The organism is Ochrobactrum sp. S1502_03 (assembly GCF_044435015.1).
In the GTDB taxonomy this organism is placed as follows: domain Bacteria; phylum Pseudomonadota; class Alphaproteobacteria; order Rhizobiales; family Rhizobiaceae; genus Brucella; species Brucella chromiisoli.
On record NZ_JAYEXN010000003.1, the window covers coordinates 150572 to 176647 of the forward strand.

Here is a 26076-nt window from a genome sequence, read left to right on the forward strand (position 1 = left end):
CGCCGGGACTGACAATGCCTTAAATTTCGATCTCTGCAAAGCGAAATGCAACTCACTCAGCAGCAGGCGCGCCGCGTGTGACAACGCCCATATCATCGTTTTCACGAACCTGACGCAGGCGTTCTTCTGCTTCATCCGCCTCGCGCTGACGGCTCCACATCGACGCATAGAGACCATCCTGCAAAAGCAGATCGCGATGCGTGCCGCGTTCGGCAATCAGGCCATCTTTGAGCACGATGATTTCGTCGGCACTGATCACAGTGGAAAGGCGGTGTGCGATCACCAGCGTCGTGCGGCCCCGGCTGACAATATCAAGTGCCGACTGGATTTCCTGTTCTGTCGCGGTATCAAGCGCCGATGTCGCCTCATCAAGGATCAGGATCGGGGGCGCTTTCAGGATCGTGCGGGCAATGGCTACGCGTTGCTTTTCACCGCCCGAAAGCTTCAGCCCGCGCTCGCCGACCATCGCCTGATAGCCTTCCGGCAGATGTTTGATGAACTGGGAAATCTGCGCCATTTCAGCCGCCTTTTCCACTTCCTGATCGCTTGCATCGGTACGGCCATAACGAATGTTGTAGGCAATCGTATCGTTGAACAGCACCGTATCCTGCGGGACCATGCCGATCACTTTACGAAGGCTTTCCTGCGTCACGTCGCGTACGTCTTGCCCGTCAATCGTGACAGAACCCGACTGCACGTCATAGAAGCGGAACAGCAGACGCGAGATCGTCGATTTGCCCGCGCCGGATGGGCCGACAATCGCCACCGTTTTGCCCGCAGGCACTTCAAAGCTCACGCCTTTCAGGATCGGGCGGTTGGCATCATAGGCAAAATGCACATCGTTGAACCGGATTGCACCCTTATCGACGTGGAGTGGCGCAGCGGTCGGCTTATCCTGCACTTCCTGCTGCACATCGAGAAGGTCAAACATCTGCTCGATATCAGTGAGGCCCTGACGGATTTCGCGATAGATGAAACCAATGAAATTAAGTGGAATGGAGAGCTGCATCAGCATTGCGTTGATGAAGACAAAGTCACCCAGCGACTGCGTGCCAGCCTGCACCTCGCGTGCCGACATGACCATAACAATCGCCATACCAACACCAAAGATCACAGCCTGACCAAAGTTCAGCCAGCCAAGTGACGTCCAGGTCTTTGTCGCCGCATCTTCATAACGCGCCATGGACGCATCGAAGCGCTTGGCTTCCATGGTCTCATTGCCAAAATATTTAACGGTTTCGAAGTTGAGCAGCGAATCGATGGCCTTTGTGTTGGCATCGGTATCGGAATTATTCATTTCGCGGCGAATATTGATGCGCCAGTCACTCGCCTTAATCGTGAACCACGTATAGGCAACCACAGTCAGGGCCACGACCAGCAGATAGGAAAAGCCGTAGGCGTAGGCGAAAATCACCGCTGTCAGTGCAAATTCGAGAATAGTCGGCAGCGTGTTGAGGATTGTGAAACGAACAATCGTTTCAATACCCTTGGTGCCGCGCTCAATAACGCGCGAAAGTCCGCCCGTGCGCCGCTCCAAGTGGAAGCGCAACGAAAGCTGGTGCATATGCACAAAGGTCTTATAGGCAAGCTGGCGCACAGCATATTGCCCGACACTGGCAAACAGCGCATCGCGTAGCTGATTGAGACCCGCCTGTATGATCTTGGCTGCATTATAGGCCAGAACCAGCATAACCGCGCCAATGAGGACAACTGGAATATAGTCCGGTGCATCAAGCTGACCGTTCAGCGCATTCGTCACCCATTTGAAAAAATAGGGAACGAGGATCAGCACGATCTTGGAAATCACCAGAAAGAACGTTGCCCAAACCACGCGCATACGCAGATCCGGCCGCTCGTTTGGCCACATATAGGGCCAGAGATTTCGCAATGTCTTGAGCGTTTCGCCGGAATCGGCGGAAACCGTTTTAGGGGAACTCATGGTGTATCTTTCAAATCAGACGGTTTTTTCGCAGCAGCCATTTCGAAAAGCTGCAAGGTGCGAACGAATAAGGGTCAGTTGCTGCCAGTTGACGCTGTAGCGGGAGGTCTGGCGGTCAGGCCGGTAGTTAACAAGACCAGCCTGTACGAGAACTTTGAGATGCTGCGACACGGTGGACTGCGCAAGGTCAAGCCGACCGACAATGTCCTTGCAGCAGCAGGCATCCTCAAGAATAAGCTGTCGCAGAATGTGAATGCGCACCGGATGACCGAGCGCTGCATAAATGCGCGCTGCAAGATCGTCATCCACGCCCGGAAAAACATCGGTCATCGTTTCTAGGGAAATCTTCATCGTAGATCGACGATATACGATTATACTCAAAAAAGCAATGTAATGCAGCACCCTTTTCTAAAGGGTGCTGCATTTAAAAACAGATTTTGCCGTTCTCGGTCAGTCGGAAGAATTCTTCAGGCGGCGCTTCACCTCATCATCAGCAAGCGGCTGCTGCGGCATGACAAAAACCTGTCCCGGTAAAATCAGGTCGGGATTACGGATCTGGTCGCGATTGGCGAGATAAATCGTGGTATAACGCGTGCCATAGCCGTAAGTGCGTTTGGAAATGGTCCAAAGGTTATCCCCCTTACGGATGATCACCGAGCCTTCCACCTTTTGTAAAGGCGCGCCACTGGCCGCATTTTGCGCAGCATCATTCTGACCGCTCGTTCCCGGTGCAACAGCCGAAACATTCTGGCCAGCCTCACGGCGGAACGGCACGCGGGCCGTCGCGATCACCCGCCCGTTCGCATTGAGCAGATCGGCGCGGATAATGTAATCACCCACGGCAAGCGGCTTCTGGCTTTCAACCAGAAAGCGGCCCTCTGGCGAAATCGAGCTGGAGCCCAGAAGAATCTCATTGGCATTCACGACAACGCGGCTGCCCTCTGGCGAGCCTTTGGCGCTGCCTGCAACAAACACCTTGTTGCCTTCAATTTCGACGGCTTCAATGCCAAGCGGCGCATCGGGGTCAGCTTTCGCCTGCGGCACCGACTGTGAGGGCGCTGCACCTGCATCCGTCGATGACGCGCTTTGCTCGACAGGCGCTTCCGGCTTCGTGATCAAACGGCTTGCCTGCCCCGGTTCTTCGACAAGGGCCAGAACCTGACCATTGCTGTTATCAGGTACAGAAACGATCGCCGTCTGTGCAGAGGTTGCAACGGTGCCACCTGATCCGCCAGCGCGCAGCACAAGCTGATGATCACCGGGTTTGAGCGGCTGATCGAGAACGATCGCAAAATCGCCATTTGGCCCGGCCTTTGCCGTTCCAACAACTCTGGAGCCAGAAAGGATTTCAACATCGGCATTGGCTGCCGCCTGTCCTGCAATCACAACGGAACCGTCAGATTCGACACGCAGGATGTCAAAAACCGGTACTTTTGCCTCGTTGGGCGTTTCCGGCGTTGCAACTTGCGCTGTCGGCTCGGAAAGCTGTTGTGGCTGAACTGCCGCCGGTTTCTCAGGTTCGGCTGTAGCAACAGGGGCCTGCTCTTCCGCAGGTTTTTGCGCGCTGCCGGTTTCGGGCGCCTTTGCGGCAATATCCGAACCCGGTACAGCGCCTTGCTCCTTCGGCGAGTTCCAATAATACGCGCCCCCGCCCAGAATAAGGACGAGAAGAATACCGATAATTCCATATCTATAATTTTGCATTTCGGCATGAAACCCATATGAGTAAGTTAACTAAAGGGTTTACCGCTTTTTTTAACGCCTCACAAGAAGTGGAGCCGAACCGTGCTTTCCACCGCAGATATTATTCTTCTGTACAGCTTATTGGTTTTTCCTGATCAGGATCATCCATAAGGTTATAGAGATCCGCGGTTTCGCCTTTGGTCCACCAGATATAAACCCCGCCCGCATATTTGGCACCCGAACCTGCGAGAACATTGGCAGCAATAACTGAATTATCTTCCATTTCGAGCTGCACAAGAGAGTTTTCACCTGCATTATAATAGGTGGCCGAAATGCTTTGATCGCCGCATTTATAAAGAACGGAGTTTTCCGTTACTTCAACATCATCAGACAAAGGGATGGTAATCTCTCCAGCCATAGCCCCCGATGCCGCGAGCGAAAACCCCGCCAACAAAGCCCATTTCTTCATGCCATCCGACTCCTTGTCAAAATTTCACCTCTCCAGAAGTATAGCTATCGTGTTAAAAGTCCAGCCACAGCTTGACGCTCAAACGCCAAAGGCGCACAAGAAATCATGTCTCAGATTCGATCCATTTGTGTTTATTGCGGCTCTTCAACGGGCCTGAATCCCATCTATCGTGAAGCGGGCCTGACGCTTGGGCGCTCGCTTGCGGACAACGGCATACGCCTTGTTTATGGCGGCGGAACGCGCGGCATTATGGGCGCGGTTGCTGAAGGCGTGATGAAGGCTGGCGGCGAAGTCACCGGCATCATTCCGACCTTCCTGCTCGACAAGGAAGCGAGCCTTGAAAAGGCACAGGAGCTGACCGAGCTGATCGTTGTTGGCGATATGCACGAGCGCAAGCATCTGATGTTTCAGAAGTCAGACGCGTTTGTCACCCTCCCCGGCGGCATCGGCACGGTTGAAGAAATCGTGGAAATGATGACATGGGCGCAGCTTGGCAAGCATCGCAAGCCGATGGTTTTTGCCAATATCAACAATTTCTGGCAGCCGATGCTCACTTTGCTTGAACATATGACGAATGAGGGCTTTCTGCACACAGCCCATCAGGTGAAACCGCTGGTGATTGATCAGGCTGAGGACATCGTGCCTGCAATCCTGGCTGCCAATGGCCGTGCACATGAAGGCGATCCAAAGATCATCGAAAAGATGTAATCGCCGCTCTGCACGAGACGCATAATGAAAAAGGGCGGAGCAATCCGCCCTTTTTATCAGCGTGCAACCTATGCATTCACTGCCTTTAATGCAGATTCACGCTCATCGCTACTCAGTTCAAGACACTCAAACTTCTCATCCAACAGAACCGGCAGGGATGCCTGCGGATGTATGGCAACAATGCCATAGGTCTCATCTTCGGCTTCCACATAACGCATAAACGGTGCTTCTTTTTTCGAGAACCGCGAAACGATGTTCTTTTTCTTATGCACCGGATCAAGCGGATTATAAGTGATATTCGTTGCGCCCAAGTGCTTCTTGCTGGCAGTAATTTTCGCCCAGGCAAAGCGCAATGCAGCAGCCGATTTCATCGCCGATGCGCTGCCCGTGATACGGATGAAGCGAACCAGAAACAGAATGGCCATCGCGAGCATGATCGCAAACAGGCCAAGATCAAAAGCCAGACGGTTCCAGAATTCGTCAATGGCGAGTGTCAGCGTGACATTTTCCGGATCGGAACGCTGCATCACAACATCCGTTTCGTAATCACCACTCGAAAAGCTCACAAATGAGAATTCAACTTTTTTGACGCGACGTTCGCCTTCATAGTCATAGACAATGCCAGCTTTGCAGTTAACAGTCATTTTTTTTGACCGGCACTGACCATCCATAATGTTGGCGTCCTCTAAAATGACCGGATCGTTCATAATCAGGTGATCTTTGTAGAGGCCCGGAAACCATGCAAAAGCAACGCCAATACTCGCAAAGGCGAAGACGATGCTAAGAAACGGGTACAGCAAGCGGTGCGCTAGCCCGTGCTTTTTTATTTTAATTTCACGAGCAGGAAAAACGCCGTTCAGATCCGGCAATGAAGTGTGTTCAGTCATTTTATAATCGTCTATCGCAGGGCGCTGTTCACAAAGGGGAGGAAAGAACCGCGCCGGTGATACGTCTTGCAGCCTGTCGGCAAAAATCTGCACAAAACGCGATATGAACATGGCAATGCGACGCACAGAAACGTCCCATGCACGGCCATGAAATGAAAAACCTGAATGGCGAATATCACTCATTCAGGCCCTTATCTTTTAGCAATGTCGAATTTTACCGCAATATTGCGAGATCAGCTGATCCGGAAAAACAACGACCAGTCAGTAACAATTATAGACACCGTGACTCCGAATGTGAGGCCGCGGCAGTGTTTATTTCTTCACCAGTGTCGCCACCGCTTCAACATGGGGCGACCACAGAAACTGGTCAATCGGCGTGACACGCGTGATGCGATAACCGCCTTTCACCAGAATGGCGAGATCGCGCGCAAGTGTTACAGGGTTGCACGAAATCGCGACAACCTTTTCCACCTTCGACTTTGCCAGCTCAAGCGCCTGTTCTTCTGCACCCGCACGCGGCGGATCGAAAACCACCGCATTGTAAGGCAGCAATTCCTTCGGCATCAGCGGGCGGCGGAACAGATCGCGGCGTTCAACGGTTACGGGCTTCAAGCCCTGCACGTGGCGCACGCCGCGATCAAGCGCCGCGAGTGCTGGCGCATCGTTTTCAACGGCGTGCACGGCACTCTTTTCGGCAATGCGCAGCGCAAATGTACCAACACCGCAGAAGAGATCTGCCACGCGTTTCGCTTTGCCAAGATGTGCCTGCACCAGCGACACCATCGCCTCTTCGGCATCAACCGTTGCCTGCAAGAAGCAACCCGGCGGCACCGGAACCGGCACTTTGCCAAAATGAATGACCGGCTTTTTGGGCTCGACGATGATTTCGCCTTCATGCGAAAGGCGTGCAAAGTCCTTTTTCATCATAAGGGCGGTGAGCGCACGGCGCTGCTCGTCGCTGAGCGTGCCACAGCCACTTGCTGCAAGATCAAGCCCGGAGGCCGTAACAGTCGCGGCCAGTTTGAACGGCTTTGAGCCCGGAGCAATCAGTGCGCCCACTTCGCGCAGATCATCAAGGCGCGCAATAATTTCCGGCACGGTAACCGCGCATTCGACAATATCGATGATTTCGTGGCTCTGGTGACGGTTAAAACCGAGCAGCACGCCTTTTTCCGTCTTGCGTGCAGCGAAAGTCGCTCGGCGGCGCGATTGCGGCTTGCAAGTAACCAGCGCATCCACTTGCACATCAAGGCCACGGCCCTTCAAGGCTGAGACCACAAGTTCGCGCTTCCATGCGCGGTAAGGCTCGTCCTGCCAGTGTTGCAAAGCGCAGCCACCGCAATCTTCAAAATGCTGGCAGGCAGGGTCTTGGCGTTCAGCAGACGTTTCAAGCAACGCGATTACCGTGGCGCGGTTTTTGTCACGCGCAACATTGGCCACTTCGCCCGGCAGCGTGAAAGGGACAAAAAGCTGGCCATCTGAAAGATTGGCAACGCCATCGCCGCCCGCACCCATCGAGCGGATTGTTACCTGGGTCGTCATTGGTCTTTCTTTCCTGCCAAGAGATATTCACGATTGCCATCGCCACCTTCAATAGGCGACGGACAGAGGCCAAGAGCGCGCCAGCCGGGCTGCGTTTCAAGCCATGATTTCAATTCTTCCGCAATGCGTTCGCCGTCTTTCGGATCACGCAGAATGCCGCCTTTGCCGATAGCCTCACGCCCGGCTTCAAACTGCGGCTTTACGAGAAGCGCGCAGATAGCATCTTTTTGTGCCTGCGCCAATGCCGGAGGCAATGCGAGTTTCAATGAAATGAAACTGACGTCCGACACCACACAATCGACGTCGCGTCCATCAAGATGGGAAATCTCAAGCGCGCGGGCATTAACCCCCTCGCTGTTTGTCACGCGTGGGTCATTGCGCAGGCTTTCATGCAACTGATCATGACCGACATCTATGGCAAGCACATGGGTCGCGCCGCGCTCCAGCAAAACCTGCGTGAAGCCGCCAGTTGACGCGCCTATATCAAGCGCGGTGCGCCCCTTCACATCAAGGCCAAAATAATCAAGGGCTGCTATAAGCTTCAACGCACCGCGCGAAACATAGCTGCTTGCCGGATCATCGACAATGATTTTGACGGTGCGCGCAACCGTCTGCCCCGGCTTGGTGACGGGCTTGCCGTCAACCTTCACTGTGCCGCGCAAAATTGCATCGCGCGCACGCGAACGCGTTGCAAACAAGGCAAGCTCGACCAGCAACTGATCGAGCCGCACGCTTTTATCTTGCGTGAAATCAGGCACGGAAGGATGCTGTCACTTCTTCGCGGCCCAAAGCTGCAAAGACGCTATGGACAATACCGGCACGGTCAAGACCGGCATTGGCATACATGACTTCCGGCTTGGCATGATCCTGATAAGTGTCTGGCAGGGTCAGCACACGCACTTTCAGGCCGCGATCAAGCAGCCCGTCGGTGGCGAGGAATTGCAGCACATGGGCGGCAAAACCACCAGCCGCACCTTCTTCAATCGTCACCAGCACTTCATGCTCACGCGCAAGGCGACGAATGAGATCCTGATCAAGCGGCTTGGCAAAACGTGCATCGGCAACCGTTGTCGAAAGACCTGCCGCAGCAAGCTCGTCAGCAGCGCTCAGGCATTCCTGCAAACGCGTACCGAAGGAGAGAAGTGCCACTTTGGTACCTTCGCGCACGATACGGCCCTTACCGATTTCAAGCACCGAACCACGTTCCGGCAGTTCCACGCCGACACCATCGCCACGCGGATAGCGGAAGGAAATCGGGCCTTCATCATAGTCCGCAGCCGTGCGCACCATATGGCGTAGTTCGGCTTCGTCGGATGCAGCCATAACCACAAAGCCCGGAAGGGCCGCGAGGAAACCGGTATCGAACGAACCGGCATGCGTTGGGCCATCGGCCCCCACCAGACCGGCACGGTCGATGGGAAAACGCACAGGCAGATTCTGGATCGACACGTCGTGCACGACCTGATCATAGCCCCGCTGAAGGAAAGTCGAGTAGATCGCACAGAACGGCTTATAGCCTTCCGTTGCAAGGCCTGCGGCAAAGGTCACCGCATGTTGCTCGGCAATGCCGACATCGAAAATGCGTTTCGGAAAAGCTTCACCAAAAAGATCAAGGCCGGTGCCGGTTGGCATCGCAGCCGTCACTGCAACGATCTTGTCGTCATGGCGGGCTTCTTCAATCAGGCTGGTGGCGAAAATCTTGGTATAGCTTGGTGCATTTGCTGGCGGCTTTGCCTGCTTGCCAGTGATCACGTCAAACTTGTTGACGCCGTGATATTTGTCGGCAGCGGCCTCAGCGGGCGCATAGCCCTTACCCTTCTGCGTTACCACATGGATCAGCACCGGACCTTCCTGCGTGTCACGCACATTTTTGAGAACGGGCAGCAGATGGTCTAGGTTGTGACCGTCAATCGGGCCGACATAATAAAAGCCCAACTCTTCAAACAGCGTGCCACCAGTGAAAAAAGCGCGCGTAAATTCTTCCGATTTGCGTGCCTTGTCCTGCAAAAACTTCGGCAGTTTCTTGGCAACCTGTTTGGCAGCATCACGCACGCTGCGATAGGTCTTGCCGGAAACAAGACGCGCCAGATAAGCGCTCATGGCACCCGTTGGTGGTGCAATCGACATATCATTGTCGTTGAGGATCACGATCAGGCGCGCATCAAGCGCACCGGCATTGTTCATCGCTTCATAGGCCATACCAGCCGACATGGAGCCATCGCCGATCACTGCAATCACATTGCGCTTTTCGCCCGAAAGATCGCTTGCCACAGCCATACCAAGACCCGCCGAAATGGAGGTCGAGGAATGGGCTGCGCCAAAGGGGTCATATTCGCTCTCGGTTCGCTTGGTAAAACCAGAGAGGCCGCCTTCCTGTCTGAGAGTTCGAATGCGGTCGCGACGTCCTGTCAGAATTTTGTGCGGATAGGCCTGATGCCCCACATCCCAGATGATACGATCATGCGGCGTGTCAAAAACGTGATGCAGCGCGATGGTGAGTTCCACCACACCAAGCCCCGCCCCAAGATGCCCGCCGGTGGTCGAAACAGCATCGACCAGCTCGGCGCGCAATTCTTCCGCAAGCTTTGGCAAATCCTGTTCCGGCAATGCGCGAAGGGCTTCCGGGGTCGGCGCCTTATCGAGCAATGGGGTGATGGGTCGGGACATGAAAACAACCTGTTCTGGTTCGATTTTTATTTGTCGGTATAGCAGCAGTCAGCACAGATCAAGCTTACCGGGGCCCGGCGAGACATGTTGTCCTATACGATAGCTTTTTGTTTTTATCGCATTATGCAACGCAAAACCGCTTCACACTTTTGCTGGAAATGCTCCATCATTCCGGCAAAGGTATGAACTCTTCTTCATCGCCCGGCACAATATCAAAGCGACCGCTACGCCATTCTTCCTTGGCCTGCTCAATGCGTTCTCTCGAAGACGAGACAAAATTCCACCAGACATAGCGTTTTGAACCAAGCGTTGCACCACCGAACAACATAAAATGCGCGCCTTCAGGGCCAGCCTGTACAACAATATCATCGCCCGGACGAAACGCCAGCAGCCGATCAGGCGGGAACACCTCGCCCCCAATGCCAACATTGCCGCGCAGCGTATAGATCGCGCGTTCTTCGGTTGTTGGCGGAATGTGAAAGCGTCCGCCGGGCAACACGTCAATATCTGCATACAATGTTTCAGCATGCTGGATAACGGGAGATGAAACGCCGTGCATCGAGCCAATGATGAGGCGCCCGTTAAACTCGGGGTCTTCCATCAGCGGCAATTCAGGCGAATTGGTATGATAAAAATGCGGATCGCTCTCTTCAAATTGCTCCGGCAATGCCAGCCATGTCTGCACACCGGAGATCGACAGCGGTCCATCCCGCTCTTCTTCCGGCGAGCGCTCAGAATGCACGATGCCGCGACCAGCGGTCATCAAATTCACATCACCCGGACGGATCACCATTTCCGTGCCAAGGCTATCACGATGGCGGATATGGCCGTCGAAAAGATACGTGACTGTTGAAAGACCAATATGCGGATGCGGGCGCACATCCAGCGCGTCACCGTCCTTTAAAACAGCCGGTCCCATACGATCAAAGAAAATAAATGGCCCAACCAGACGCCTGCGCACAGTCGGCAAAGCACGGCGAACTTCCAGCCCGCCAATATCGCTTGTGCGTGGGATTACCAGCGTTTCGATTGCATCCACGGTTGTCTTGTCTCCAAGCACCGGATCAGGACAGGGGAAGAAACTCATCAGGCTGCCACCAATAAAAGCGCACCGGCAAGCCGTTTGCCGGTGCGTGACCTTAAAAAAGATAGGGCTATATCAGCGATTGTGCAACAGGCGCGACAATTCGTTCGTGTCTGGCACTTGCCCATTTGTAGTGAGCTTATCGACCAATCCCGGCAGCACCTGAGAGAGCTGATTAAGCAACTCCTGCTGATCAATACCGGCATGGGCTGCAATTTCGCTCAAAGTCTTCTGGCCAAGCGCATCGCCAAGCTGTCCCGGCTCAATCTGATGATTGCTGCCCTGCCCGACCCAGGAATCCACCTTGTCACCAAGACCTGCCTGTTTGAGCTGATCAAGCAGACCACCTAAGCCGCCACCCAATGGGCCGGGTGCTGCGGGTGCCGAGGCTGCTCCGCCACTGGCAAGCGTCCCGCCAAGCAGACCACCGAGCCCACCCAGAATACCGCCGAGCAAGCCGCCGCCATGATCTGCCTGCTGCGCCGACTGATCCGGGATAGGTGCAGGCTGCTCCGGCTCATCACTGTGCCCTTTGAGCATTTTGCCGACAAGCAATGCACCCAATGCAATCAGAACCGGCTTGGCAAGGCTGCCGCCGGGGATCGGCGAGTTGTTGGAATTGTCATCATAGCTTCCCATCACGCGATACTCCCTGTTGGACGCCGTGACTTTATCACGTGCGATTAAGTTAAGGTGAAATAAGTTTTTGCTTTTGACAAGGATTATACCTTGTCAAATCGAAACTATTGTGAAAATTTTCTAATTTCTTGATGCATATTATTATTTTCGCAATCGGAGATATTAGATGTCTGTTATAAGCTGGATTATTCTTGGACTGATTGCCGGCTTCATCGGCAGTAAAATCGTCAACAAAAGCGGTCAGGGTATGTTCTTCGACATTGCATTAGGCATTGTCGGGGCCATCGTTGGCGGTGTCATTTCTTCATTTCTGTTTGGCCGCGGCGTCACAGGTGCCTTCGATCCAATGAGCCTGATCATTGCCATTATCGGCTCTGTCATCGTTTTGTTGGCCTACCATAAGATTACCGGCAAGCGTTCCATCGGCTAAAAAACACGCTATAGTGCAAAGGCTCCGGTTTGTGCCGGAGCCTTTTTATGACGTTATCCACGAAAGCACCTGCACCTTATGGGGTTCATCGATCATTACATTGCCGCCTATGGTGCTTTCGCCATCTTCGTGATTGTCTATTTTGAATCTTTTGGCGCACCGCTTCCCGGCGAAAGTGCCCTGATAGCCTGCTCGCTTCTGGCGTTGCATGGCACGCTGGATATCGAACATGTTTTGCTGGCCGTCTTCATTGGTGCAGTTTTAGGAGATTGCACCGGCTATCTGATCGGCCGCTATGGTGGGCGTGCATTGATATTGCGCTATGGATATCTGGTGAAGCTAACGCCTGAGAGGCTTGATCAATTCGAGAAACTTTTCGACACTAAGGGCATCTATGTGGTCGCGACCGCCCGTTTCGTTGTGCTGCTAAGACAGCTTAATGGCGTTGTTGCAGGTTCAATGAAGATGAAGCCACTGCATTTTATTGCCGCAAATGTTGTAGGCGCTGCGGGCTGGACACTCGTCTGGGGGCTTGGCCCGTATCTGCTCAGTGGGGTTCTGGCCCCTTATGCGCATCACCTCAAGAAACTATTTTTTTAGAAAAAGCGAAAATACGTTCGAGCGCATCCCGAAAAGTGTGAAACGGTTTTCGGACAAAGATGCACGTTAAAACAAAGAATTAGAGCACCGATCTGATCCGCTTAAAATAGACGTCCTGAAATGCTGTCAATAAAGCTGTTACTCAAATACAACAGCTAAAAAATATCCCTAGAACTTATATTTTTCTATTGAGGTGTTGCTTCGTCATTAAAACTTCATTGATCTGACATCTAATTGATATTGTTTGTTTTTTAACGCTCTCTATAAGCAGCTCCGTCACACCTCACTTACGGAGACTCTTATGAGGGTTAAGCATTTTCTCTGCGCTTCGGCTGCAGTATTTTCTTTCGCTTCCGTTGCCCAGGCTGCTGATGCGATTGTTGCACCAGAGCCAGAAGCCGTAGAATATGTTCGCGTTTGCGACGCTTACGGCGCGGGCTACTTCTACATTCCGGGCACAGAAACATGCCTTCGCATCCATGGCTATGTGCGTATGGACATCAAGGGCGGCGACAACGTATATGCCAAGAATATTGCAGGTCGTGACCGCGACACCTACGACATTCTGAGCCGTTTCTCGCTCCGCTTCTCGACCGCTTCGGAAACCGAACTGGGAACACTGAAGACCTATGCTGAAACGCGCTTCCAGTACCAGAATGGCGCTGATGCAGGTTCAACCGGCACTCTGCGTTACGGCTACATCCAGCTCGGCGGCCTCCGTGTGGGTCTGGATGAATCGGCATTCGTAACCTTCACCGGCTATCTTGGCGATGTCATCAACGACGACGTTATTCTGGCAGGCGGCACGCGCACCAACGCAATCAGTTACACTTTCAAGGGCGGCAACGGCTTTTCGGCCATCGTTGCGCTTGAACAGGGCGGCAATGGCGATTCCAATGGTTCCGTCACCATCGACGACTACACGCCACATGTGGTTGGTGGTCTGAAGCTCGCTCAGGATTGGGGTTCAATCGCTGGTGTTGCAGCTTACGACGCGCTCAATGAAAAGTGGATGGGCAAGGTTCGCCTCGACGTCAACGTCACCGACCAGTTCTCTATCTGGACACAGGGCGCTTACAAGTCGAACGACGACCACTATATTGCAGGCGTTCGTCAGATCGACAGCTTCTACGGCACTTGGGGCGGCGATTGGGCTGTCTGGGGTGGCGCAAAGTACAAGATCAACAAGAAAGCAGCCTTCAACATTCAGGCGGCTTACGAAGAAGCTGGTCGTTTTGCGGGTACTATGAATGTCGCCTACACGCTCGTGCCGGGCTTCACTGTAACGCCTGAAATCTCGTACACCAAGTGGAACGACAATCACTCCGTTCTGAAGGGCAAAGATGCCGTTCAGGGTATGGTTCGCTTCCAGCGTTCGTTCTAAGCCTACTGGCTTGAAAACAGGGGTCACTGCAATCGTGAGACCTCCAGTCAGATCGTAGTGACACAAACAGATAGCGGCTCAAACGAGCCGCTATTTTTTTGATAAAGTGCAGTTGATCTTATTCCGCGTCGAGCGGCTCGGTGCCTGCCGGCTGGCCATCGCGACCAATGCGAATTTTCTCAACCTTGTCTTCCGCAGATTTGAGCAGCGTGTCGCAATGCTTTTTCAGCGCCTCACCGCGCTCGTAGATGCGGATAGACTCTTCCAGCGGCACATCGCCCCGCTCCAGAGCATCGACGATCTTCTCTAGCTGCTTCAAGGCATCCTCAAAGCTCATAACTGCAATGTCGGTGTTGGACGGTTCGATTACCATGGTTTATCCTTTCAACAGCCGCGTAATATGAGAAGACGCGGACTGCGACAAGCCCTCAAGATCATATCCACCTTCAAGCACACTCACCAGTCGGTGATTGCAGAACTTTTCTGCACGTTCCATGAGCTTGCCCGTCGCCCAATCGAAATCCGCCTCATCAAGATTGATCTCGGCAAGGGGATCGCGGAAATGCGCGTCGAAGCCAGCTGAAATAAGGATCAAATCTGGCCGGAAGTTGTCCAAAGCAGGCAATACACGACTATTAAATGCCTCGCGAAACTCGCGACTGCCGGTATTGGGCGAAAGTGGCGCATTCACGATGTTGCCCACACCCACTTCATCTTTCCGGCCTGTGCCAGGAAAAAGCGGAAATTGATGCGTGGAGCAGAACAAAACGCTTGGATCGTCTTTGAAAATGTCCTGCGTGCCGTTGCCGTGATGTACGTCCCAGTCAACAATCGCGATCCGTTCCGCGCCATGTCTACGCTGTGCATGACGCGCCGCAATTGCCACATTGTTGAACAGGCAAAAGCCCATCGCGGTGGCTGTTTCCGCATGATGGCCCGGCGGGCGCGAGGCGACAAACACGTTATCGGCGTCGCCTAAGAATACGTCATCGACAGCAGCGGTGGCCGCACCAATTGCAGTTAAAGCGGCATCCCAGCTTTGAGGACTTGCATAGGTATCGCCTTCAATACGATGGATCGGCGCCGCCGCTTCACCATCAATGAGCGGCTCAGGAATTTGCGACTTTATGGCTTGCAGATAGCTTTCGGGATGCGCGAGCAGAATGGCATCTTCATGTGCTTTTGGCGCTTCCACACGATCAAGGCGATAAAATTCTTCGCCCTCCAGCTCGCTCATCAGTGCACGAATACGGTCTGGCCGCTCGGGATGTCCGGGCGGCACAAGATGCTCAAGATAGATCGGATGCCAGTAAAGCCGAGTTGTCATAGCGCCCCTGTAGCATCTTTCATCGACATATCTGTGTCAGATAATCTCTGTTCGTGCGATGTTGATACCAAAACCTTCGAGACCGACATAGTGACGCTCACGCGATGCCAGCAGCACAATTGATGTAATGCCGAGATCCTTGAGAATCTGCGCGCCGAGACCAATCTGACGCCACTCTTCTTCGCGCGCTACCGCTTCGGCATGCGCCTCGTGTTCGCCAAGCAAAGCTTCGCGCGCACGCGCATCGCGGTGATCGGCACGCACACCGACCGAACCTTCGCGCAGGTAGACCAGAACGCCGCGGCCTTCCTTGCCCATGCGCTTCATGATCTCATCAAGATTGTTACCGCTGCTGCCAAACACGTCATTGAGCACGTCTTCGCGGTGCAGACGCACCGGCACCTCTTCGCCATCACGAATATCACCAAACACAACCGCGACATGCTGCATCGGCTCCCATGGCAGCTCATAAGTATAAGCATGCGCCGGACCAGCACAGGTTTTGATCGCTGCATCGCCGATACGCTTCACCAACGTTTCTTTGCGCTGGCGATAGGCGATAAGGTCCGCAACCGTCACGCGATGCAGATTATGCTGTTCGGCAAAAGCCTTCACGTCAGGGCCGCGCATGACCGTGCCATTATCATTGATCAGCTCGCAGATCACGCCAATTGGCGGCAGGTTTGCAAGCTTGCAGAGATCAACAGCTGCTTCGGTATGACCGGAGCGCATCAACACACCGCCCTCGCGCGCAATCAGCGGGAAAATATGGCCAGGACGCACGAAGTCGGAAGCACCGGCATTCGGATTTGCCAGATTGCGCACAGTGAGCGTGCGATCTTCGGCAGAAATGCCGGTGGTGGTGCCGTGACGATAATCGACTGTGACTGTGAAAGCGGTCGTGTGGGCGGATTCGTTTTCTGCAACCATTGGCGCCAGATTGAGGCGCTTTGCTTCATCGCGCGTCATGGGCGTGCAGACGATCCCCGACGTATAGCGCACGATGAACGCCATTTTTTCCGGCGTACAGTGAACGGCAGCGACGATCAGATCGCCCTCGTTCTCACGTCCGTCATCATCCATGACCACAACGATTTCACCACGCTCGAAAGCGCGCAGCGCATCAACGACCTGTTTCTGATTATAGCTCATTTCAGCCTCAATGGTTGTACCACAGCTTCAGTCGAAAACCGGCCCTCAGTTTCTGAAACTGAACTTTCAATATGTTATACGCGTCCTGTCTGTCCACGATGGCGCAGATAATGATCGGCAATCGCACAGGCGACCATCGCTTCGCCAATCGGCACAGCACGAATACCCACGCACGGATCATGACGGCCCTTGGTCATAACGTCCACTTCCTTGCCCTCAGCATCAATGGACTTGCGCGGTGTGAGAATCGACGATGTTGGTTTGACTGCGAAGCGCGAAACGACAGGCGCACCCGTTGCGATGCCACCCAGTACACCACCGGCATGGTTGGACAGGAAAACCGGCTGCCCATCATTGCCAATACGCATTTCGTCGGCATTGTCTTCGCCGGTGAGACGTGCCGCCTCAAAACCATTGCCAATTTCAACGCCCTTCACGGCATTGATCGACATGAGATAGCTCGCAATATCCTGATCGAGTTTGCCGTAAATCGGCGCGCCGATACCCGCTGGAACGCCTTCTGCGACGATTTCGATGATCGCGCCGATCGAAGAGCCGTTCTTACGGATGCCATCCAGATAGTCTGCGAATACGTCAACCGAGCCCGCATCAGGCGTGAAGAATGGGTTGTTATCGACTTCGTTCCAGTCCCAGCGGGAGCGGTCAATGTCATGGACACCCATCGAGACCAGAGCACCACGCACCTGCAAGCCCGGAACGACTTTGCGCGCAATGGCACCGGCTGCAACGCGGGCTGCGGTTTCTCGTGCCGAAGAACGGCCACCACCGCGATAATCGCGAATGCCATATTTCACGTCATAGGCATAGTCGGCGTGGCCCGGACGATACTGTTTAGCAATATCGCCATAATCCTTGGAACGCTGATCGGTGTTTTCGATCATCATCGAAATCGGCGTACCGGTCGTGGTCATGGTGACGCCGTCATCGCCCAAAAGCACGCCCGACAGCACGCGCACCTGATCGGGCTCGCGGCGCTGGGTCGTATATTTTGACTGTCCGGGCTTGCGCTTGTCGAGATAGGACTGAATTTCGGCTTCGGTAAAGGTAATGCCGGGAGGGCAACCATCCACCACGCAACCCAGTGCGATACCATGGCTCTCGCCCCAGGTTGTTACGCGAAACAGATGACCGAAACTGTTATGAGACATGAGCTGAGCCTGACTACGGAGCGCCTTTTCCGGCAAGATATGGGGCGGTTTTATTGGCCTTTTCCGTCACCGTCAAATTATAGCTCGCAATACCTCTGTCGAGATCGCAAAATTTCCTTCGGATCATCTCTATAAGGCATTCTTTTTGACACATTCCATGGGCTAAATTGCCCTCAGGAAACACATTGCGAACTCCCCATCGCGCAAACGCAAATCGTGTCGAATCAGTCACCGGCTGGCAGGCACACAGTTAAGGAGGATGACACCCATGCATTACCTAGTGGGACTGATCTTCATCATTGCCTCGGTCTTTTCAACCGTCGCCATGGCGGATGACGTTGAGGGCAAGATCACCGGCATCAACAAGGATCAGGAAACAATCACGCTCGATGACGGCAAAATCTATAAATTGCCCGGCGAGTTCGATTATTCCGTTATTTCCAAAGGCATGAAGGTTATCATCCTCTACGATGAAGCGGACGATACGCGCTTCATCACAGATATTCAGGAAGCCCCGTAAACGTCAGTTTACGGCAAGCACTTTTCCCGTGTCGTATTGGCGAACAAAATCGACACGGGTTCCATCCCAGTGATAGCTGTAATGCCGCCCCTGAACCGGAATTGTTATAACATTCGGCCAGAAAATGCCGATACATTGGCCACCACGCATCCGCACGCTTGGCCATAAAAGCCCATGACTTCCAAGTGCGCGCAGTTCCCTCCCCTCGACATGTGAAGCCGTATAATCAACAGGATCGAGCACGCCCGGCACGTTGCTCACATCGTCCAGTTCCCGCTCGACACTGCCAATCAGCACCCGAAAATCCGATGTCCATCCGGGTTCTTCATTGGTGGCGCGCATGAATTTTTCATGATGATGAATGGTCTCAGCGACCGCCACCTCTTCACGATCAGCAGCATAATAAATTCCGTAGCTGCCATCACTAAAACGCCCCGGACGGTCTGTCGAGCAATGCACAAAGGGTGCCATCACATAGGTTGCACCCTGACCCGAAACGCGCCGGTCAGCCGGAACTTTACCGAGATCGCCAATCTCAAAACGAATACGCGGATTGGTTTTTGCCTCAACGGAGGCAAGTGCCTCCCAGTCACGGGGGTCAGCGATATCTTCAAACAAATCAATGGGCGGATGAATGGAGCGGATGATGCGAAAAGTTTGCGGCCAGTGAACATGGCGTCTCCGAGCCAGTCCGCTTACCATGCGCCACGCTCCGCATTCAGCCACTCGCGAAGGGTTGCCAAATCAGAAATTTCACCGCGCAGCATCAAGTCAAGCGCCGATAAACCACCGAAAGCGGCGTTGGATTTTCTGATCCATGCATAACCGCGCGCAGTATCGCGGAACAGATAGCGCAAGCCCTTATGAATACCCATCAAATGCGCCATACGCATCCGCAAATCCCGGTCGATGCGACCTATGCTGCCTTCTTTCCAGCGTGCCCAAGTGCGCGGCGACATATCGCCCAAAAGCGTGCAGGCTTCGCTATCCGAGAGCTTCCAAGCCTTGAACAAATTGACCGTTGTGCGGGCCAATGCGCTCGCTTCTTCGTCGGTTATTGTCGCCGTAAACCCACTCGCAGGCGTTATGCTGATTGGATGAAGCTCCATCGCGCAATCTCCTTATGGCAAAAATATAACATACTCATGCCAAATGGCAAATTGTTCGCAAGGCTTGTCGCCGCAAGCTAGACATTCAAAGGCGAGTCTGGTTGTTTCGACAAACAGGGGCAGCGTGGGAAAAATCATTCTGATCGGCCCGAATATTGCGTTACGGAGCGGTTTTTGATGGATGATCCGATAAAGTCACTCGACAGGCCAGGCAATCGATCCGCGCAAGCGCGATATGTTTTCTTTGCTGCCATCACCGGCATACTCACTGGCACGGTCGGATCTTACTTTCATCTGATCATCGACACATTGATGACATGGCCACAGAAAGTCAGTGTATATTTCAGTGGCGCTCCACTCGTGATCATTGCCGCATTGATAACGATGTGCTGCACGGTTTTTGCTGCCTTCATAACACGGCGTTTCGCACCTGAAGCAGGTGGCAGCGGCGTGCAGGAAATAGAAGGCGCGATGGAGGGGCTGCGTGACGTGCGCTGGCGGCGCGTTTTGCCGGTCAAATTTCTGATGGGTGTTACCTCGATTTCATCGGGGCTGGTGCTTGGTCGCGAAGGACCAACCATCCATATCGGTGCGTCGCTTGGTGCGGCGATTACCGACTTTTTCAAAGTCAGCGAGACAGAAAAACGTGGCATTCTGGCGGCCGGTGCCGCAGCCGGTCTTGCCTGCGCTTTCAATGCGCCGCTGGCCGCTATCCTTTTCATTGTCGAGGAAACACACAAGCAGTTTCCCTACACATTCCGCACCTATATGGGCATCATCGCAGCCGCTTTGCTTGCAACCGTCATGACACAGATCATCGGCGGCACGGCACCAGACATGTCAATGCCGGATGTTCAGGCATCGCTGGAGTTGCTGCCGGCTTTCGTCGCGCTTGGCTGCATCTTGGCCGTTGTCGGCGTGGCGCTGAATGGCGGCATCATGTGGGCTGTGGAGTTTGCAGCCGCAATGCACAAACGCGTACCCTATCTTTATCCGGCGCTCATCGGGCTGAGTGTGGGGGCATTGTTTGTTCTCCTGCCCTATTCGGTAACAGGCGGTGAACACATCATCATGGAGCTTGCGCATCAGAAGACCGGGCTGATGCTTTTGCTGGCATTGGCGTTTATTCGCTATTTTACCATGGTTGGCAGCTATTCAAGCGGTGTGCCGGGCGGAATTTTTGCGCCTATGCTCACCCTTGCCACCTGTGTCGGGCTGGCATTCGCCGGTGTGATCGATCTTGTAATTCCGCAGGGCGGCACAGTGCCGCTGGCCTTTGCCATCGCCGCCATGGGCGGTCTGTTCACTGCATCGGTGCGCGCGCCTGTCGTCGGCGTTGCACTGACCCTTGAACTGACCGGCGCTTATGGCATGACCATGCCGTTGATTGCGACCTGTCTTACGGCCAATCTGATCGCGCAGTGGATTGGCGGGAAACCGATCTACGAACAATTGCTTGACCGCACATTGGCACAGGCGGGTATTCAGCGAAAAGAAAAATCCAGCGAATCACGTACCGGACTGGCCTGAAAAGGCCAGTCTTTATATCCACGCCAGCTTACCACTTTCAAACTTCAGGATTTTGTCCTGCGGAATTGAGAGATTGGCAGCGGCGTGACCATCCATATCGCCATAAAGATAAAACAGTGTGCGCATGCAACCGCCATGCGTCACGCAGACGGTTGGCCATTCAACCGCTTCAACCCAGCGACCAATGCGCTGCGACAGCCGCATATAGCTTTCAGCGGCTTCACCGGGCGGGATAAAATTCCACTTGTCGCGCGCGCGTGCCTGCACGAGATCTTCGCGCTCTTTGGCAATGTCTTCTATCATGAAGCCCTGCCAGTCTCCGAAATTGACTTCCATAAGCTGCGGATCGGTCCGGAAATCATAAGGGTCGAGGTCCATGCGCGAACGAATGCGCTCCATGGTCTCGCGGGTTCGGCGCAATGGGCTTGCAACGAAATCATAACCAGCGCCATCACCGATCAGTGATTTCAGCATATCGCCGTTCCGATCGGCCTGCGAGCGACCATGGGCATTGATGTCGATATCAAGCTGCCCCTGAATGCGCTGCGAGACATTCCAGTCGGTTTCACCGTGCCGCGAAAAGTAGATGATCTCCCGAGCCAAAGCCTTACCTCAATTACCCATAAGCTTATTCTGCATAACCTTACCGCGACCGGCAAGACAAAGAAAATCCCGAAAAGTCGGTCGACTTTTCGGGATTTTGTATTTTCAGCCTCAGTCCTTGACGACCGAGATGTCCGGCGCATCGACCGCCTTCATGCCAATCACATGATAGCCGCTGTCGGCGTGATGAACTTCACCCGTAACCGAACGTGACAGATCGGAGAGGAAGTAGAGGCCAACATCGCCCACTTCATCAATCGTAACCGTGCGGCGCAGCGGCGCGTTATATTCATTCCACTTGAGAATGTAGCGGAAGTCACCAATGCCGGATGCAGCCAGCGTCTTGATCGGGCCTGCCGAAATCGCGTTGACGCGAATGTTCTGCGGTCCAAGATCAACAGCCAGATATTTGACACTTGCTTCAAGAGCTGCCTTTGCAACGCCCATGACGTTGTAGTTCGGCATAACTTTTTCTGCGCCATAATAGGTCAGTGTCAAAATCGAACCGCCATCGGCCATCAGCTTTTCCGCACGCCGCGAAATCGCAGTCAGCGAATAAACCGAAATCAACATGGTGTTCTGGAAATTGGCCTCTGACGTGTCGACGTAACGACCAGTCAGTTCATCCTTATCGGAAAAACCAATCGCGTGAACAACGAAATCGATCTTGCCCCACTTCTGTTCCAGCGCTTCAAAAACAGCATCAATGCTTGCACCGTCAGCGACATCGCAATGACCCGCAATAAAAGCGTCCAGTTCTTCGGCCAGCGGCTCGACGCGCTTCTTCAGCGCATCACCCTGATAGGTGAATGCGAGTTCAGCACCAGCTTCACGAGCAGCCTTGGCAATCCCCCAGGCGATGGAACGGTTGTTGGCTACGCCCAGAATCAATCCGCGCTTGCCCTGCAACAAACCTGACTTTGCGGTCATTAAGGGTCCTCATAGAATATAATCAACTAGATGCCCTATCGCACAGCATTGCACAGGCTTCAAGCAATTGCGCATAAAAAGCCGGGTATTATAAAATGCAAGCGACGGATCGCCGCCCAGTGCAGCGATCCGGTTACAGTTGAGCGAGGGCACAGTTCTTTAGTCGCCCTTACGTTTCTTGAGAAACTCTTCCAGCGCAGCATCGCCGCCTTCCGGCAGCATGATGCGGACGTGAACGTAAAGATCGCCATGACCGCCAGCTTTTAACGGCAGGCCTTTGCCTTTGAGACGCAGAACCTTATCGGAACTCGACCATGCAGGCACTTTAACGGCAATACGACCGCTTAGCGTTTCCACTTCCGCCTTGCCACCAAGGGCGGCATCCGCAAGATCCACCGGCAGGTCTACATGCACATCACGGCCTTCAAGCCTGAAGCGCGAACTGGGCTTGAAGTGAATCGTCACCAGAGCGTCGCCGGGGGTGCCACCCATAATGGGCTCGCCTTGCCCTTTGAGCCGGATAGTCTGTCCGTCTTCGACATATTGCGGCAGCTTGATCTTGAGGTGTTTGCCATTGGGGAAGACAGCCTCGACCTTTTCCGCACCCACAGCCTGCGACAGCGAAATCTGGATGGATGCCGAAAGATCACTGCCCTTAACTGGCCCGCGCTGGCGCGCACCACCGCGACCGGCACCAAAACCACCGCCGAACAGATCGTTCAAGATATCTTCTGCACCGCCGAAGCCACCCTGCGCTCCACCGCCGGCACCACGGAAATCAAAATTGCCAGCACCACCGCGCTGGCGGAAACCGGCGAACGGATCGCCGCCCGCACCAAATCCGCCCTGACCGCTAAAGCCCTGAAAGGCCTGCTTGCCTTCCGCATCAATTTCGCCACGGTCAAACTGGCCGCGCTTGTCCTTGTCGCCGACAATTTCATAAGCCTGATTAATTTCCGCAAAGCGCTCCTGCGCCTTCGGGTCATCCTGATTCTGATCAGGATGGTATTTCTTGGCCAGCTTGCGGAAGGCCGATTTTATTTCTTCGGGCTTCGCCGTTTTGGCGACGCCCAACACGCTATAGGGATCGCGCATATATAATCCTCATTCAGGAAAAGTGACTGAATATTCAGCCGTTAGACTCGTTGCACTTAATATGCGCACGAAGTCGGAAAAGTTCCAGAGCTATAGCGTACCGATTCTCAAAAAGCTTATAATGGTGCAAAAGATGTCAGGGTCCACTGGCCCCCGCGCTCCATACAGGTCTCTCCGCGATAAATAGAGACTCCATCGAAAGCCTCGCGAGAGGTTTCAAATTGACGACACAACGTGTCATTCACCTTGGTTTCGCCAACCGTCGTAATCATGCCCTGACTGCCGGTATCGTGATTTACCCAAGGCACAGGCTTTTTGCCCCATTGTGAAAAATTAAGGGCCGAAACAATCCCCTTGATTGTCGACTGGTCGGAGAGTTTGCCAGTATCCGTTTCATCTTTGTGCGGTGTTTTTATAGACCCCGTGATCGTTGAAGAATCGGGAACGGCTTTTTCGATGCTGAAGCCACCCATTGCACAGCCTGCCAAAGACAAAACAACCATAGCGAGAGCCGCATGGCGAATGATTCCCATGCCAGAAAAAGCAGAATCGTCACGTAGTTTTCGGCGGACGGATCGAGCGGCCAAAGGTCTTCCCTTAAATACATCCTAAAGATGTGATGAATATGGGGGATGTTGAGTTAACAAGCGGTTTGCGATCAAGGTAAACAAATCGATATAGAAGGACAACGCCCAAAATCTTACCAAGAATATCTTTAACGGTTCAAAGCCATGGACAAAATGCGCATTATGGAAGAAGTTCGCTTCCGAGATTTTAAAAACACCTGAAATGGCCGGAAAATGACAGACACAAGCGACGATTTCACCCTCAGCTCCGAACCGTTCCGGCTTTTTGGCGCGTGGCTCAATGACGCCACCAAAACCGAACTGAACGACCCCAACGCCGTTGCACTCGCCACCGTAGACCCGGACGGCCTGCCAAATGTGCGCATGGTTCTGCTCAAGGATTTCGATGAGCAAGGGTTTGTCTTCTACACCAATTACGAAAGCGCCAAGGGGCAGGAAATTCTCTCTGCTGAAAAAGCCGCGATGTGCTTTCACTGGAAGTCGTTGCGCCGTCAGGTGCGGGTGCGCGGCCCCGTTGAAAAGGTCAGTGACGCGGAAGCCGATGCCTATTATGCATCACGGCCGCGTGGCAGCCGTATCGGCGCATGGGCATCAAAGCAGTCGCGTCCGCTCGAAAGCCGCTTCGCGCTCGAAAAGGCAGTTGCCGAATACACAGCGCGTTTTGCCATTGGCGAGATCCCGCGTCCGAAACATTGGTCCGGCTTTCGTATTCGTCCGCAGTCCATCGAATTCTGGCATGACCGGCCATTCCGCCTGCATGACCGCGTTTTGTTTACACGATCTGCACCGGGGGATGACTGGAACAAAGACAGGCTTTATCCGTAAATATCTCACGAAAAAGGCCACCGAAGCGGTGGCCTTTTTCGTTTTAAACCAGCGGCTTCACCGCCACCCACAGGCTCCCAAGCACAAGGCCGAGGAAAATCAACCAGCCAACTGTGTTGTTTGAGAGAAACAGCTTTTTGCACTGATCTGGGTTGTCGATATCGAGCACTATGATCTGCCGATATAAATGCGCGCCCGCGGCAAGCAGACCCGCGAGTGCCGGCATCGGAACCTGAGCGACCGCAAAAGCTGCTGCAAAAAAACCGATTGCGCCACCATAGAGCACCATAAGTGCCGTCTTTGTATGTTTGCCAAACAGGCGCGCAGTAGAGCCAACGCCCACCAGTGCATCGTCTTCCTTATCCTGATGCGCATAGATCGTGTCGTAACCGATCGTCCACAGGATTGCGCCAATGTAAAGCAGCACTGGCGGCAGTGCGAGCGAGCCTTGTACCGCAGCCCACCCCATCAGAGCGCCCCACGAAAATGCCAGCCCCAGCACCAGCTGCGGCCAGTTTGTAAAGCGTTTCATGAACGGATAAGCTGCAACAATCAGAAGCGAAGAAAAGCCGAGTAAAATCGTAAACAAATTGAACTGCAGCACGACCACAAGCCCGACCAGAGCCTGAATCACCATAAATAACTTGGCCTGCCTGCGTGTTACCTGACCTGACGGCAGAGGACGCGAGCGGGTGCGATCCACCTTGTCGTCAATGTCCTGATCAGCAAGATCATTGTAAGTACAGCCAGCACCACGCATGGCGACAGATCCGACCAAGAACAGAAAAAGATGCCATATAGAAGGCACTATCATCCAAGCATCGTCGCCGGCTTTTGCCGCCGCTCCGGCAACCAACGCCGCCGACCACCAACATGGCCAACGCAGAAGCTGCCAGCCAATCGGGCGGTCCCAGCGTGCAAGCTGCGCATAAGGCCAAAGCGAAGACGGAAGCACGCGATAAACCCAATGGCCCGATGGCGCATCTTTGACACGCCCGCGGTTTTCACGCGACTGGACATCCGAACTCGGTCCGCTGGTGGGTTTTGACTGCTGCATGATTGCCTGCTTTCTAGAAACTGCCACGGCTCTGTCCGCTTTTTACTCAAAAATTGCGGCACTGCCCTTGCCCGCGCGCGCGATGGGCAATACAGACCCGTATCAATAAACACTTACTTATCTCACGCGCAGGGAGCAAG

28 protein-coding genes are annotated in these 26076 nt (G+C 53.9%); 7 read left to right on the top strand and 21 right to left on the bottom strand.

Going from position 1 to position 26076, the window contains the following annotated elements:
* Positions 1-52: 52 nt before the first annotated feature.
* From VBH83_RS04235 to VBH83_RS04250, 4 genes are all read right to left on the bottom strand, one after another.
* Positions 53-1939 (bottom strand): ABC transporter ATP-binding protein/permease, encoded by a 1887-nt coding sequence (locus VBH83_RS04235; protein WP_265983081.1) that lies wholly within the window; start codon positions 1937-1939, stop codon positions 53-55.
* A 15-nt stretch (positions 1940-1954) separates the two neighbouring features.
* Entirely contained in the window at positions 1955-2290 is a 336-nt protein-coding gene (locus tag VBH83_RS04240; protein ID WP_265983080.1) for a helix-turn-helix transcriptional regulator, read from the bottom strand.
* A gap of 99 nt (positions 2291-2389) precedes the next feature.
* The gene (locus tag VBH83_RS04245; RefSeq protein WP_396996511.1) at positions 2390-3643 is read right to left on the bottom strand and encodes an Ig-like domain-containing protein; all 1254 of its coding nucleotides are present in this window, start codon (positions 3641-3643) and stop codon (positions 2390-2392) included.
* 100 nt (positions 3644-3743) lie between these two features.
* Positions 3744-4091: an MliC family protein gene (locus VBH83_RS04250; RefSeq protein WP_265983078.1), complete on the bottom strand. Its 348-nt coding sequence runs from the start codon at positions 4089-4091 to the stop codon at positions 3744-3746.
* Positions 4092-4196: 105 nt separating this feature from the next.
* Between VBH83_RS04250 and VBH83_RS04255 the strand changes: the two genes are divergently transcribed.
* Positions 4197-4799, top strand: a complete 603-nt coding sequence (locus VBH83_RS04255) for a TIGR00730 family Rossman fold protein (protein WP_265983077.1) — start codon at positions 4197-4199, stop codon at positions 4797-4799.
* Between the two features lie 68 nt (positions 4800-4867).
* On the opposite strand, the gene VBH83_RS04260 is transcribed toward VBH83_RS04255, so the two are convergent.
* From VBH83_RS04260 to VBH83_RS04285, 6 genes are all read right to left on the bottom strand, one after another.
* Positions 4868-5869 (bottom strand): hypothetical protein, encoded by a 1002-nt coding sequence (locus VBH83_RS04260; RefSeq protein WP_265983076.1) that lies wholly within the window; start codon positions 5867-5869, stop codon positions 4868-4870.
* Between the two features lie 129 nt (positions 5870-5998).
* Positions 5999-7228 carry a class I SAM-dependent RNA methyltransferase gene (locus tag VBH83_RS04265; RefSeq protein WP_265983075.1) on the bottom strand — a complete coding sequence of 410 codons (1230 nt, stop codon included), beginning with the start codon at positions 7226-7228 and terminating at the stop codon, positions 5999-6001.
* The gene (locus tag VBH83_RS04270) at positions 7225-7986 is read right to left on the bottom strand and encodes a TlyA family RNA methyltransferase (RefSeq protein ID WP_265983074.1); all 762 of its coding nucleotides are present in this window, start codon (positions 7984-7986) and stop codon (positions 7225-7227) included. The genes VBH83_RS04265 and VBH83_RS04270 overlap by 4 nt, the downstream gene beginning before the upstream one ends.
* On the bottom strand, positions 7979-9895 hold the full coding sequence (gene dxs, locus VBH83_RS04275) for a 1-deoxy-D-xylulose-5-phosphate synthase (RefSeq protein WP_265983073.1): 1917 nt from the start codon (positions 9893-9895) through the stop codon (positions 7979-7981). The genes VBH83_RS04270 and dxs overlap by 8 nt, the downstream gene beginning before the upstream one ends.
* Positions 9896-10061: 166 nt before the next feature.
* A complete protein-coding gene (locus tag VBH83_RS04280) occupies positions 10062-10982 on the bottom strand; it encodes a pirin family protein (RefSeq protein ID WP_265983072.1) in 921 nt (306 codons plus the stop codon).
* 72 nt (positions 10983-11054) lie between these two features.
* Positions 11055-11618, bottom strand: a complete 564-nt coding sequence (locus VBH83_RS04285) for a YidB family protein (protein WP_265983071.1) — start codon at positions 11616-11618, stop codon at positions 11055-11057.
* Between the two features lie 166 nt (positions 11619-11784).
* Here VBH83_RS04285 and VBH83_RS04290 point away from each other — a divergent pair, with 166 nt between their 5' ends.
* From VBH83_RS04290 to VBH83_RS04300, 3 genes are all read left to right on the top strand, one after another.
* Positions 11785-12048 (top strand): GlsB/YeaQ/YmgE family stress response membrane protein, encoded by a 264-nt coding sequence (locus VBH83_RS04290; protein WP_265983070.1) that lies wholly within the window; start codon positions 11785-11787, stop codon positions 12046-12048.
* Positions 12049-12126: 78 nt separating this feature from the next.
* The gene (locus VBH83_RS04295; protein WP_396996517.1) at positions 12127-12648 is read left to right on the top strand and encodes a DedA family protein; all 522 of its coding nucleotides are present in this window, start codon (positions 12127-12129) and stop codon (positions 12646-12648) included.
* A 301-nt stretch (positions 12649-12949) separates the two neighbouring features.
* Positions 12950-14032, top strand: a complete 1083-nt coding sequence (locus VBH83_RS04300) for a porin (protein WP_396996519.1) — start codon at positions 12950-12952, stop codon at positions 14030-14032.
* A 118-nt stretch (positions 14033-14150) separates the two neighbouring features.
* Here the strand turns inward: VBH83_RS04300 and VBH83_RS04305 are convergent, their stop codons facing one another.
* The 4 genes from VBH83_RS04305 to aroC all read right to left on the bottom strand — a co-directional run bounded on the left by VBH83_RS04305 (position 14151) and on the right by aroC (position 17680).
* Positions 14151-14405, bottom strand: coding sequence for an exodeoxyribonuclease VII small subunit (locus tag VBH83_RS04305; RefSeq protein WP_265983067.1), 255 nt, complete (start codon positions 14403-14405; stop codon positions 14151-14153).
* A gap of 3 nt (positions 14406-14408) precedes the next feature.
* Positions 14409-15359, bottom strand: coding sequence for a histone deacetylase family protein (locus tag VBH83_RS04310; RefSeq protein ID WP_396996521.1), 951 nt, complete (start codon positions 15357-15359; stop codon positions 14409-14411).
* Between the two features lie 36 nt (positions 15360-15395).
* Positions 15396-16511, bottom strand: a complete 1116-nt coding sequence (ribB, locus tag VBH83_RS04315; RefSeq protein WP_265983065.1) for a 3,4-dihydroxy-2-butanone-4-phosphate synthase — start codon at positions 16509-16511, stop codon at positions 15396-15398.
* 74 nt (positions 16512-16585) lie between these two features.
* Positions 16586-17680, bottom strand: a complete 1095-nt coding sequence (gene aroC / locus VBH83_RS04320; RefSeq protein WP_265983064.1) for a chorismate synthase — start codon at positions 17678-17680, stop codon at positions 16586-16588.
* Positions 17681-17948: 268 nt separating this feature from the next.
* Here aroC and VBH83_RS04325 point away from each other — a divergent pair, with 268 nt between their 5' ends.
* A complete protein-coding gene (locus VBH83_RS04325) occupies positions 17949-18200 on the top strand; it encodes a DUF1344 domain-containing protein (protein WP_265983063.1) in 252 nt (83 codons plus the stop codon).
* 3 nt (positions 18201-18203) lie between these two features.
* Here VBH83_RS04325 and VBH83_RS04330 read toward each other — a convergent pair whose 3' ends face one another.
* On the bottom strand, positions 18204-18902 hold the full coding sequence (locus VBH83_RS04330; protein WP_265983062.1) for an RES family NAD+ phosphorylase: 699 nt from the start codon (positions 18900-18902) through the stop codon (positions 18204-18206).
* Positions 18896-19309, bottom strand: coding sequence for an MbcA/ParS/Xre antitoxin family protein (locus VBH83_RS04335; RefSeq protein ID WP_265983061.1), 414 nt, complete (start codon positions 19307-19309; stop codon positions 18896-18898). Before VBH83_RS04335 ends, VBH83_RS04330 begins: the two co-directional genes overlap by 7 nt.
* 177 nt (positions 19310-19486) lie before the next feature.
* Between VBH83_RS04335 and clcA the strand changes: the two genes are divergently transcribed.
* On the top strand, positions 19487-20839 hold the full coding sequence (clcA, locus tag VBH83_RS04340; RefSeq protein WP_265983060.1) for a H(+)/Cl(-) exchange transporter ClcA: 1353 nt from the start codon (positions 19487-19489) through the stop codon (positions 20837-20839).
* Between the two features lie 12 nt (positions 20840-20851).
* Here the strand turns inward: clcA and VBH83_RS04345 are convergent, their stop codons facing one another.
* The 4 genes from VBH83_RS04345 to VBH83_RS04360 form a co-directional block, all read right to left on the bottom strand.
* The gene (locus VBH83_RS04345) at positions 20852-21442 is read right to left on the bottom strand and encodes a histidine phosphatase family protein (protein ID WP_265983059.1); all 591 of its coding nucleotides are present in this window, start codon (positions 21440-21442) and stop codon (positions 20852-20854) included.
* Positions 21443-21553: 111 nt separating this feature from the next.
* Positions 21554-22372, bottom strand: a complete 819-nt coding sequence (gene fabI / locus VBH83_RS04350; RefSeq protein WP_265983058.1) for an enoyl-ACP reductase FabI — start codon at positions 22370-22372, stop codon at positions 21554-21556.
* 159 nt (positions 22373-22531) lie between these two features.
* Entirely contained in the window at positions 22532-23467 is a 936-nt protein-coding gene (locus VBH83_RS04355; RefSeq protein ID WP_265983057.1) for a DnaJ C-terminal domain-containing protein, read from the bottom strand.
* A 116-nt stretch (positions 23468-23583) separates the two neighbouring features.
* Complete coding sequence (locus VBH83_RS04360) at positions 23584-24054, bottom strand: RT0821/Lpp0805 family surface protein (RefSeq protein WP_396996526.1); 471 nt, start codon at positions 24052-24054, stop codon at positions 23584-23586.
* A gap of 213 nt (positions 24055-24267) precedes the next feature.
* Between VBH83_RS04360 and pdxH the strand changes: the two genes are divergently transcribed.
* On the top strand, positions 24268-24879 hold the full coding sequence (gene pdxH, locus VBH83_RS04365) for a pyridoxamine 5'-phosphate oxidase (RefSeq protein WP_265983056.1): 612 nt from the start codon (positions 24268-24270) through the stop codon (positions 24877-24879).
* A 43-nt stretch (positions 24880-24922) separates the two neighbouring features.
* On the opposite strand, the gene ubiA is transcribed toward pdxH, so the two are convergent.
* Positions 24923-25936 carry a 4-hydroxybenzoate octaprenyltransferase gene (gene ubiA / locus VBH83_RS04370; protein WP_265983846.1) on the bottom strand — a complete coding sequence of 338 codons (1014 nt, stop codon included), beginning with the start codon at positions 25934-25936 and terminating at the stop codon, positions 24923-24925.
* Positions 25937-26076: the final 140 nt, after the last annotated feature.

What these genes read in the sequence shown, in the direction of transcription:
- VBH83_RS04255 (WP_265983077.1), top strand. Translation starts at nt 4,197, where the DNA reads ATGTCTCAGATTCGATCCATTTGTGTTTATTGCGGCTCTTCAACGGGC.
- aroC (WP_265983064.1), bottom strand. Translation starts at nt 17,680, where the DNA reads ATGTCTCATAACAGTTTCGGTCATCTGTTTCGCGTAACAACCTGGGGC.
- ribB (WP_265983065.1), bottom strand. Translation starts at nt 16,511, where the DNA reads ATGAGCTATAATCAGAAACAGGTCGTTGATGCGCTGCGCGCTTTCGAG.
- VBH83_RS04335 (WP_265983061.1), bottom strand. Translation starts at nt 19,309, where the DNA reads ATGGAGCTTCATCCAATCAGCATAACGCCTGCGAGTGGGTTTACGGCG.
- ubiA (WP_265983846.1), bottom strand. Translation starts at nt 25,936, where the DNA reads ATGCAGCAGTCAAAACCCACCAGCGGACCGAGTTCGGATGTCCAGTCG.
- VBH83_RS04280 (WP_265983072.1), bottom strand. Translation starts at nt 10,982, where the DNA reads ATGAGTTTCTTCCCCTGTCCTGATCCGGTGCTTGGAGACAAGACAACC.
- VBH83_RS04295 (WP_396996517.1), top strand. Translation starts at nt 12,127, where the DNA reads ATGGGGTTCATCGATCATTACATTGCCGCCTATGGTGCTTTCGCCATC.
- VBH83_RS04245 (WP_396996511.1), bottom strand. Translation starts at nt 3,643, where the DNA reads ATGCAAAATTATAGATATGGAATTATCGGTATTCTTCTCGTCCTTATT.
- VBH83_RS04240 (WP_265983080.1), bottom strand. Translation starts at nt 2,290, where the DNA reads ATGAAGATTTCCCTAGAAACGATGACCGATGTTTTTCCGGGCGTGGAT.
- VBH83_RS04235 (WP_265983081.1), bottom strand. Translation starts at nt 1,939, where the DNA reads ATGAGTTCCCCTAAAACGGTTTCCGCCGATTCCGGCGAAACGCTCAAG.
- VBH83_RS04260 (WP_265983076.1), bottom strand. Translation starts at nt 5,869, where the DNA reads ATGAGTGATATTCGCCATTCAGGTTTTTCATTTCATGGCCGTGCATGG.
- fabI (WP_265983058.1), bottom strand. Translation starts at nt 22,372, where the DNA reads ATGACCGCAAAGTCAGGTTTGTTGCAGGGCAAGCGCGGATTGATTCTG.
- VBH83_RS04305 (WP_265983067.1), bottom strand. Translation starts at nt 14,405, where the DNA reads ATGGTAATCGAACCGTCCAACACCGACATTGCAGTTATGAGCTTTGAG.
- VBH83_RS04285 (WP_265983071.1), bottom strand. Translation starts at nt 11,618, where the DNA reads ATGGGAAGCTATGATGACAATTCCAACAACTCGCCGATCCCCGGCGGC.
- VBH83_RS04265 (WP_265983075.1), bottom strand. Translation starts at nt 7,228, where the DNA reads ATGACGACCCAGGTAACAATCCGCTCGATGGGTGCGGGCGGCGATGGC.
- VBH83_RS04355 (WP_265983057.1), bottom strand. Translation starts at nt 23,467, where the DNA reads ATGCGCGATCCCTATAGCGTGTTGGGCGTCGCCAAAACGGCGAAGCCC.
- clcA (WP_265983060.1), top strand. Translation starts at nt 19,487, where the DNA reads ATGGATGATCCGATAAAGTCACTCGACAGGCCAGGCAATCGATCCGCG.
- VBH83_RS04330 (WP_265983062.1), bottom strand. Translation starts at nt 18,902, where the DNA reads ATGGTAAGCGGACTGGCTCGGAGACGCCATGTTCACTGGCCGCAAACT.
- VBH83_RS04310 (WP_396996521.1), bottom strand. Translation starts at nt 15,359, where the DNA reads ATGACAACTCGGCTTTACTGGCATCCGATCTATCTTGAGCATCTTGTG.
- VBH83_RS04290 (WP_265983070.1), top strand. Translation starts at nt 11,785, where the DNA reads ATGTCTGTTATAAGCTGGATTATTCTTGGACTGATTGCCGGCTTCATC.
- dxs (WP_265983073.1), bottom strand. Translation starts at nt 9,895, where the DNA reads ATGTCCCGACCCATCACCCCATTGCTCGATAAGGCGCCGACCCCGGAA.
- VBH83_RS04250 (WP_265983078.1), bottom strand. Translation starts at nt 4,091, where the DNA reads ATGAAGAAATGGGCTTTGTTGGCGGGGTTTTCGCTCGCGGCATCGGGG.
- pdxH (WP_265983056.1), top strand. Translation starts at nt 24,268, where the DNA reads ATGACAGACACAAGCGACGATTTCACCCTCAGCTCCGAACCGTTCCGG.
- VBH83_RS04325 (WP_265983063.1), top strand. Translation starts at nt 17,949, where the DNA reads ATGCATTACCTAGTGGGACTGATCTTCATCATTGCCTCGGTCTTTTCA.
- VBH83_RS04300 (WP_396996519.1), top strand. Translation starts at nt 12,950, where the DNA reads ATGAGGGTTAAGCATTTTCTCTGCGCTTCGGCTGCAGTATTTTCTTTC.